Origin of the sequence: Pseudomonas sp. NBRC 111124, assembly GCF_001320245.1 — a bacterium.
Taxonomy (GTDB): Bacteria; Pseudomonadota; Gammaproteobacteria; order Pseudomonadales; family Pseudomonadaceae; genus Aquipseudomonas.
Window position 1 is genome coordinate 20,091 of sequence record NZ_BCBA01000078.1, and the last position, 7,585, is coordinate 27,675.

Consider the following 7,585-nt stretch of genomic DNA (forward strand, 5'->3'; position numbering starts at 1 on the left):
TGAGATCGCGCCGCGCGGGCTGCGCTCGATCTCATAAGCGGTGAAGATGTTGTGGCAAGCGCCTATCAGCCCTGACCCTATTTCAAATCATGCATCTATCGCCAACCGGCACTATCTGAAAAAAATGCCTGCGCATTCGCCTCCAGGCTCTCCAGGTGATAACCCCCCTCCTGCACAATCAGGCAAGGCAACCGCAACGCCCGAATCCGCTCACCCAACGCGGCAAACCCTTCCGTCGTCACCGCCACCTTGCTCTGCGGATCCAGCTCGTAGATATCGAACCCAAGCGACAGCACCAGCACCTCGGCCCCAAAGTCCTTCACCGCATCCAGCGCAATCTCCAGCTGCCCAATGAAGTCCGCCTCGCTGGCTCCATGGGCCATCGGCAGGTTGAGGTTGTACCCCTCCCCGGCGCCACTGCCGCGCTCATCCTCGAACCCTGCCACACCCGGGTAGAAGTTGGTCGGGTCACCATGGGTCGACACATACAGCACATCGTTACGCTCGTAGAAGATCTCCTGAATCCCTTGCCCGTGGTGCATGTCGGTATCGAGAATCGCCACCCGGCTGTAACGGCTGCGCAAGGCCTGGGCCGCCACGGCCGCATTGTTGATGTAGCAGAATCCACCGGCCGCATCGAACCGCGCATGGTGCCCCGGTGGACGACAAAGCGCGTAGGCCGCCGGCTCACCGTCGAGAATGGCCTGGGCCGCGGCCACTGCGCTCTGCGCCGACCAGTACGCCGAACGCCAGGTGTGCTCACCCACCGGGCAACTGCCGTCGGCCAGGTAACGCCCAGCTTGGGCAAGGATGCCGCGCAGGGCGTTGGGCTCGCGGACGAAGATGTTCGACATCACCTCGTCGCCCCAGTCCTCGGGCACTTCCTTCCAGCGTGCATGGGCCTCCTCGAGAAACGCCAGGTAGGCCTCGCCATGCACGGCCTTCAGTGGCGCGAGGCCCGCATCGTCGGGCTGGCGGATGTCGAAGCCCAGCTCCTTGGCGGCCTGCAGCAAGCGCTGGGCGCGCTCGGGGACTTCCTGCGGGGTGCGCATGGCGCCGCGCGAGTAATAGCTGCGCGGGTGGTGCAGCAGCTGTTCGGGGTGGAAGTAGCAACGCATCAGGCTTCTCCTTGTTCGGCTTGGCCGGCGCGGGCCAGCACGGCATTGAGCAGTACGTCGACGCCCTGGCGGGCATCCTCGGGCAGTACGTCTTCAGCTTCGTTGTGGCTCAGGCCACCGACGCAGGGGATGAATACCATGGCCGTCGGGCAGTAGCGGGCCAGCAGGATGGCGTCGTGGCCGGCGCCGCTGACAATGGACTGCTGGGCATAGCCGAGGCCGTCCACCGCTTGCTGCACGGCGGCCACGCAGTCGGTATCGAACGGCGTAGCGGGGCTGACCCAGTGGCGCTCGATGCGTACCTGCAGGCCGCGCTGGTTGGCGATGGCCTGCAGCTTCAGGGTCAGGTCGCGCTCCATGGCCTCGATGGCTTCGTCGCGGTGGTGGCGCAGGTCGACAGTGAAGCGCAGCACGCCGGGGATGGTGTTGCGCGAGGACTTGGCGATCGACAGCTCACCGACGGTGGTCAGGCCTTGCGGGGCGAAATCGGCGGCCAGTTGCTCGACCGCCTGGATCATCCGCGCGGCGCCGTACAGGGCATCCTTGCGCAGCGGCATTGGCGTGGTGCCGGCATGGGCGGCCATGCCTTCGACGGTCACATCCAGCCAGCGGATGGCCTGGCCACCGCTGACCACACCGATGGCCTTGGCGTTGTCTTCGAGGATCGGGCCTTGCTCGATATGCGCCTCAAAGTAGGCATCGACCTGGCCGCCCAGCGGGCGCTGGCCTGCATAACCCGTACGCTTCAATTCGTCAGCGACGCTGATGCCCTCGGCATCCCGGATGGCCAAGGCCTGGTTCAGCGCCAGGGTGCCGGTGAACACCGCCGAGCCGAACATCGCCGGGGTGAAGCGGGCGCCCTCCTCGTTGGTCCACACGGCGATTTCCAGCGGCTTGCGAGTCTGGATATTCAGGTCGTTGAGGCGGCGCACTACCTCAAGGCCAGCCAGCACGCCATAAACGCCGTCGAAACGGCCGCCCTCAGGCTGGGTGTCGAGGTGGCTGCCCATCATCACCGGGGCGGCAGCCGGATCGCTGCCGGCGCGGCGGGCGAACAGGTTGCCGATGGCATCCACGCTCAGCGTCAGGCCAGCCTCGCGGCACCAATGGCTGAACAGTTCGCGGCCGGCCTTGTCCTCGTCGCTCAGGGCCAGGCGGCAGCTGCCGCCACGGGCGGTGGCACCGATTTCGGCCATGGCCATCAGGCTCGCCCACAGGCGGTCGCCATTGCTTTTCAACATGTGCAGGTACTCCAGAATCAGGGGATCGATCAGGCCAGTTCCAGGCGCTGGCTACGGGCGTACTGGCGCGCCAGGGCGAGCACGCAAACCAGCGAAATGGTGGCGATCAGGGTGTAGAACACTGCCATCGGCCACCATTGGCCGGTGAAAGTGTGCGCCAGCCAGGTGCCGATCAGCGGCGTCAGGCCGCCGGCGATGGCACCGCACACCTGGTAGGCCAGGGAAATCGCGGTATAGCGCACGCGGGTTTCGAACATACCGCTGACGTAACCCGCGATCACCGCATAGAACGAGGCCATGCAGGCCGCCGCCAGGGCGATGCCGAGCACGATCAGCGGGCCTTGGCCGGAGCTGACCAGCACGAACATCGGGTACGGCGAGGCCATCGCCAACAGTGCGACCAGTGCCAGGAAACGGGTGGCGCCGAGCCTCTCCGACAACCACGCGGCAAGCGGCTGCACGCAGAACTGGATGATCGCCACGAAGAACAGGCATTCGAGGATCAGCGAGCGCTCAAGGTGCAGTTGCTGGGTGGTGTAGCTGATCATGAAGGTGTTGGTGAAATAGACCCCGGCAATGCCCAGGGTGTTGGCGCCGATGCACAGCAGCAGCGGGCGCCAGGCGGTGCGCAGCACTTCCAGTACCGGCGCCTGTTCCTTGCGCTGCGCCTTGGCCGCCTGATCGCGGCTGGCGATGAACTCGGGCGACTCGTTGACCCCCAGGCGAATCGCCAGGCCCACCAGTAGCAATAGCGCACTGGCCAGGAACGGCACGCGCCAGCCCCAGCTCATCAGCGCCTCTTCCGGCAGGCGGGTCACCGCGCCAAAGGCCAGCAGCGACAGGATCAGGCCCGCCGGGCTGCCCAGCTGGGCGAACGAGGCAAAGAAGTTGCGTCGGCCTTTGGGCGCATGCTCGCCGGCCATCAACACTGCCCCACCCCACTCGCCACCCACAGCAATGCCCTGGACCACCCGCAGGATGATCAGCAGCACCGGTGCGGCGGCGCCGATCTGCGCGTAGGTCGGCAACAGGCCGATACAGACGGTGACGATGCCCATCATCAACAAGGTGATGACCAGCGACTTCTTGCGGCCGATGCGGTCACCCACGTGGCCGAAGATGATGCCGCCCAGGGGTCGGGCGAAGAAGCCTACGGCGAAGGTGCCGAAGGCGGCCATGGTGCTGAACAGGCTGTCGTCGGAGGGGAAGAACAACGCACCGAACACCAGGGCGGCGGCGGTGGCGTAGATATAGAAGTCGTACCACTCGATCATGGTGCCGATGAACGCGGCGGCGGCAGCACGGCGCGGCTGGGGCGAAGCGGTGGGCTTCATGTTGGCTCCTTTGCTTGTTTTTTTGGCAGGAGTTAAAGGTCACGGCAGCGCTCTGGTGGCGCATGGCCTTTTGATCGGTGCTGGCTTCTTCGCGGGCTCGCCCGCTCCCACAAGTACTGCAGCGCTTGCAAGCCTTGCGCAATCCTGTGGGAGCGGGCGAGCCCGCGAAGAAGCCAGCACCGATCAAAAGGCCTCAATAACTGCGATTTATCGTCTCGGGGCTATGATTAGTCAATTTTCTATTTATTATTCGCACTATTAGCCCTGCTTATCATCGAGCCTACGATGTCCGACCGCCTGCTCAACGACCGCCTCGACTGGAACCTGCTGCGCACCTTCCGGGTGATCGGCCAGGAGTTGTCCATCAGCCGCGCCGCCGCGCGCCTGCACCTGACCCAACCGGCGGTGAGCCAGGCGCTCAAACGCCTGGAGGAACAGCTCGGCCGCCAGCTGATCGCCCGCCGCGGGCCACGCTTCGTGCTCACCGACATGGGCGAGCAGCTGTTCCAGCTGGCCGGCGAGGTGTATGGGCAGATGTCGCAGATCGGTGGCCTGTTGGAGCAGCCGGCGGACGAACTGGTGGGCAAGGTGCGCTTGCTGATGATCAGCCGCATCGTCAGCGAACGCTTCGATGACTTCCTCGCGGACTTCCACCGCCAGCACCCGCGGGTGGACCTGGAAATCGACGTGATGCGCAGCTCGGACATCGTCGCCGCCTTGCAGGAAAAAACCGCCACGGCAGGCCTGAGCCTCAATCGCCGGCCGCAGCCACGCCTGGAGCAACGGCTGTTCCTGCGCCAGCGCTATGCGTTTTTCTGCGGCAAGCACCATGCCCTGTTCGGCCAGGCCGAGGGCGATCTGCAGCGGGAGAATTTCGTCAGTTTCACCAGCGACCAGATTGGCGGCATGCTGTCCCCGCTGACCATCTTCCGCGACCAGCAGGGGTTTTCCGGGCGGATCGTGGCGTCATCGCCGAGCTTGGAAGAGGTACGCCGGCTGGTGATTGCCGGATTCGGCATCGGCTGCTTGCCCGAGCATGTGGTGGCGCCGGACGTGGCGGCGGGGCTGCTGTGGAAGCTGCCGCCGGAGGAAGGGATTGCCGATGTGGATATTCATCTGTTGTGGAACAGGGAACAGCGGTTGAGCCGGGCTGAAGAGGTGTTTATCGAGGCGTTGCAGACCAGCCTCCACTGAGAACACCACGCGGTCATTGTAGGAGCGGCCTTGTGTCGCGAAAGGGCCGCAACGCGGCCCCGGCAATGTCACTGGCGAAGCTGCAATCGTGGGGCTGCTATGCAGCCCTTTCGCGACACAAGGCCGCTCCTACAGTGGTCCGTGTGATGCTCGATATCAGGCAGTCGCCAATGCAGGGTAATCGGTCAACCCTCGGGCATCACCCCCAAACAGCGTGGCCCGTTCATGCTCGGCCAGTGGCGCATCGATACGCAGCCGTGCCGGCAGGTCCGGGTTGGCCACGAACGGCCGGCCAAAGCCGATCAGGTCTGCCCAGCCCTCCTCCAGCGCCCGGCGCGCACGCTCGCCGGTGTACTTGCCGGCATACACCATCACCCCAGGGAACACCGCCCGCAGCTGTTGCTTGAAGTCCAGCGGCATGTCCGGCGCATCGTCCCAGTCAGCCTCGGCGATGTGCAGGTAGCCGATGCCGATCTCACCCAGGCGCTTGGCGGCTGCGGTGTAGGTGGTGACCGGGTCGTCGTCGACACAGCCATTGAGCGTGGTCAATGGTGCCAGGCGCACGCCGACGCGCTGGGCGTCGCCGGTGCCATCGACCAGTGCGCGAGTCACTTCATCGAGGAAGCGCAGGCGATTTTCCAGCGAGCCGCCGTAGCGGTCAGTGCGATCGTTGGCGCCGGAGTCCAGGAACTGGTTAACCAGATACCCATTAGCGGCGTGCAGTTCGACACCGTCGAAACCGGCCGCCATGGCATTGCGCGCAGCCTGGCGGTACTGCTCGACGATCTCGGCGATTTCCGCCTCATCCAGGGCACGTGGCTTCGATGCCTGGACAAAGCCTGGCGTGCCGTCGGCGTTGTCGATGAACACGTTGACCCCTTCGGCCTGCACCGCCGAGGACGAAACCGGCGCCTGGCCACCCAACAGGCTGCTGTGGCTGAGGCGGCCGACATGCCAGAGCTGGGCGAAGATACGCCCGCCGGCAGCGTGCACCGCCTCGGTCACCAAGCGCCAGCCGTCGATTTGCGCCTGGGTGTGGATGCCCGGGGTGCGGGCATAGCCCTTGCCCAGCGGCGCGATCCAGGTGCCTTCGCTGACGATCAGCCCGGCGCTGGCACGCTGGGCGTAGTACTCGGCCATCAGCGCGGTGGGTACATCGCCGGGTTGGGCGGCGCGCGAGCGGGTCATTGGCGGCATCAGCACGCGGTTGGGCAGTTTCAGGGCGCCCAGCTGCAGGGGTTGGAACAGCGGATCGTGAGTCATGGCTAGCAATCTCCGTAAGCGGATCAAGGGTCAGGCGCGGCTGACGACAGGTTGTGGCTGGGCAGGAACACGGCGGTCGAGGCGGCCGCTGTACAGGGTCAGGGCCAGGGCGCCCAGGGTGACCAGCGCCGCGATCCAGGGCGTGTGGCCCAGGCCCAGCTGCTGCACCACCTGGGCACCGCCCCAGGAACCACCGGCCACACCCAGGTTGAAGGCGGCGATGTTGAAACCGGCGGCCACGTCGACCGCATCCGGGGCGACCTTTTCCGCCTGCTGCACCACATACACCTGCAGGCCAGGCACGTTGCCGAAGGCCACCGCGCCCCAGGCCAACACCGTCACCACCACCAGCACCGGATGCGGCGCGGTAAAGGTCAATGCCAGCAGCACCACGGCCAGCAACAGGAAGATGATCGACAGCGCTTTGACCGGGCCTTTGCGGTCGGCCAGGCGGCCGCCCCAGATGTTGCCCAGCGCGACCGACACACCGTAGGCGAGCAGTACCAGGGCGACGCTGTTGGCGCTGAAGCCGGCGATGTCCTGCAGGATCGGCGCGAGGAAGGTGAAGGCAATCAGCGAACCGCCGTAACCGACCGCGGTCATGGCATAAACCAGCAGCAGGCGCGGTTGCAGCATCACCCGCAGCTGGCGCAGCAGCGGTGCCGGCTGGCTGTGCTGGATGCCCTTGGGCACGAACAGCAGCGCGCCAAGCAGCGCCACCAGGCCGAAGGCGGCCACCACCAGGAAGGTCACGCGCCAGCCGAAGTGCTGGCCGATGAAGGTGCCCAGCGGGATGCCGGTGACGAAGGCCACAGTCATGCCACTGAACATGGTGGCAATGGCGCTGGCAGCTTTTTCCTTCGGCACCAGGCTGGTGGCGATGATCGAGCCGACCGAGAAGAACACGCCGTGGGCCAGGCCGGTGAGGATGCGGGCCATGATCAGCGATTCGTAGCTGGGGGCCTGCCAGGCCACCAGATTACCGGCGGTGAACAGGGCCATCAGGCCGACCAGCAACAGCTTGCGCGGGACCCGGCCGGTCATGGCGGTGAGCAGCGGCGCGCCGATGGCCACGCTGAGGGCGTAGAGGCTGACCAGCAGGCCAGCGGAAGGCAGGGTGACCGCCAGGTCGTTGGCGATGGTCGGGATCAGGCCGACGATCACGAACTCCGTGGTGCCGATGGCAAAAGCGGCCAGGGTCAGGGCTAACAAGGCGAGAGGCATTTGAGATTCACCTGGAAGGTTGGGATGGGTAAATTCTCGGGGCAGGCGGGGGTTCGAAAAAGGTAGCGGCGGGACAATGAGTTTTGCTTCTGAAGCAAAGGTTGCGGTCGGGCTGTTGCGAAAGGATCAATCTTTAGCGGCGCCTGGTTAGACGCATTCGCGGGTAAACCCGCTCCCACAGGTACAGCGCTGTTTTGAATGCCGCGCTGTA

At 65.5% G+C, this 7,585-nt stretch carries 6 protein-coding genes; 1 reads left to right on the forward strand and 5 read right to left on the reverse strand.

Going from position 1 to position 7,585, the window contains the following annotated elements; genetic code table 11:
- Positions 1-95: 95 nt before the first annotated feature.
- From APH28_RS25465 to APH28_RS25475, 3 genes are read right to left on the reverse strand one after another with little or no spacing between them, the layout of a single operon-like run.
- Positions 96-1,118, reverse strand: a complete 1,023-nt coding sequence (locus APH28_RS25465) for a histone deacetylase family protein (protein WP_060513209.1) — start codon at positions 1,116-1,118, stop codon at positions 96-98.
- Positions 1,118-2,359: a Zn-dependent hydrolase gene (locus APH28_RS25470; protein ID WP_060513210.1), complete on the reverse strand. Its 1,242-nt coding sequence runs from the start codon at positions 2,357-2,359 to the stop codon at positions 1,118-1,120. Before APH28_RS25470 ends, APH28_RS25465 begins: the two co-directional genes overlap by 1 nt.
- Positions 2,360-2,388: 29 nt before the next feature.
- A complete protein-coding gene (locus tag APH28_RS25475; RefSeq protein ID WP_060513211.1) occupies positions 2,389-3,693 on the reverse strand; it encodes an MFS transporter in 1,305 nt (434 codons plus the stop codon).
- A gap of 285 nt (positions 3,694-3,978) precedes the next feature.
- Between APH28_RS25475 and APH28_RS25480 the strand changes: the two genes are divergently transcribed.
- Positions 3,979-4,887, forward strand: coding sequence for a LysR family transcriptional regulator (locus tag APH28_RS25480; protein WP_060513212.1), 909 nt, complete (start codon positions 3,979-3,981; stop codon positions 4,885-4,887).
- 156 nt (positions 4,888-5,043) lie between these two features.
- Here APH28_RS25480 and APH28_RS25485 read toward each other — a convergent pair whose 3' ends face one another.
- Both APH28_RS25485 and APH28_RS25490 read right to left on the reverse strand, forming a co-directional pair.
- On the reverse strand, positions 5,044-6,150 hold the full coding sequence (locus APH28_RS25485; RefSeq protein WP_060513213.1) for an alkene reductase: 1,107 nt from the start codon (positions 6,148-6,150) through the stop codon (positions 5,044-5,046).
- Between the two features lie 30 nt (positions 6,151-6,180).
- The gene (locus APH28_RS25490; protein WP_060513214.1) at positions 6,181-7,374 is read right to left on the reverse strand and encodes an MFS transporter; all 1,194 of its coding nucleotides are present in this window, start codon (positions 7,372-7,374) and stop codon (positions 6,181-6,183) included.
- Positions 7,375-7,585 lie beyond the last annotated feature (211 nt).

What these genes read in the sequence shown, in the direction of transcription:
- APH28_RS25480 (WP_060513212.1), top strand. Translation starts at nt 3,979, where the DNA reads ATGTCCGACCGCCTGCTCAACGACCGCCTCGACTGGAACCTGCTGCGC.
- APH28_RS25465 (WP_060513209.1), bottom strand. Translation starts at nt 1,118, where the DNA reads ATGCGTTGCTACTTCCACCCCGAACAGCTGCTGCACCACCCGCGCAGC.
- APH28_RS25485 (WP_060513213.1), bottom strand. Translation starts at nt 6,150, where the DNA reads ATGACTCACGATCCGCTGTTCCAACCCCTGCAGCTGGGCGCCCTGAAA.
- APH28_RS25470 (WP_060513210.1), bottom strand. Translation starts at nt 2,359, where the DNA reads ATGTTGAAAAGCAATGGCGACCGCCTGTGGGCGAGCCTGATGGCCATG.
- APH28_RS25475 (WP_060513211.1), bottom strand. Translation starts at nt 3,693, where the DNA reads ATGAAGCCCACCGCTTCGCCCCAGCCGCGCCGTGCTGCCGCCGCCGCG.
- APH28_RS25490 (WP_060513214.1), bottom strand. Translation starts at nt 7,374, where the DNA reads ATGCCTCTCGCCTTGTTAGCCCTGACCCTGGCCGCTTTTGCCATCGGC.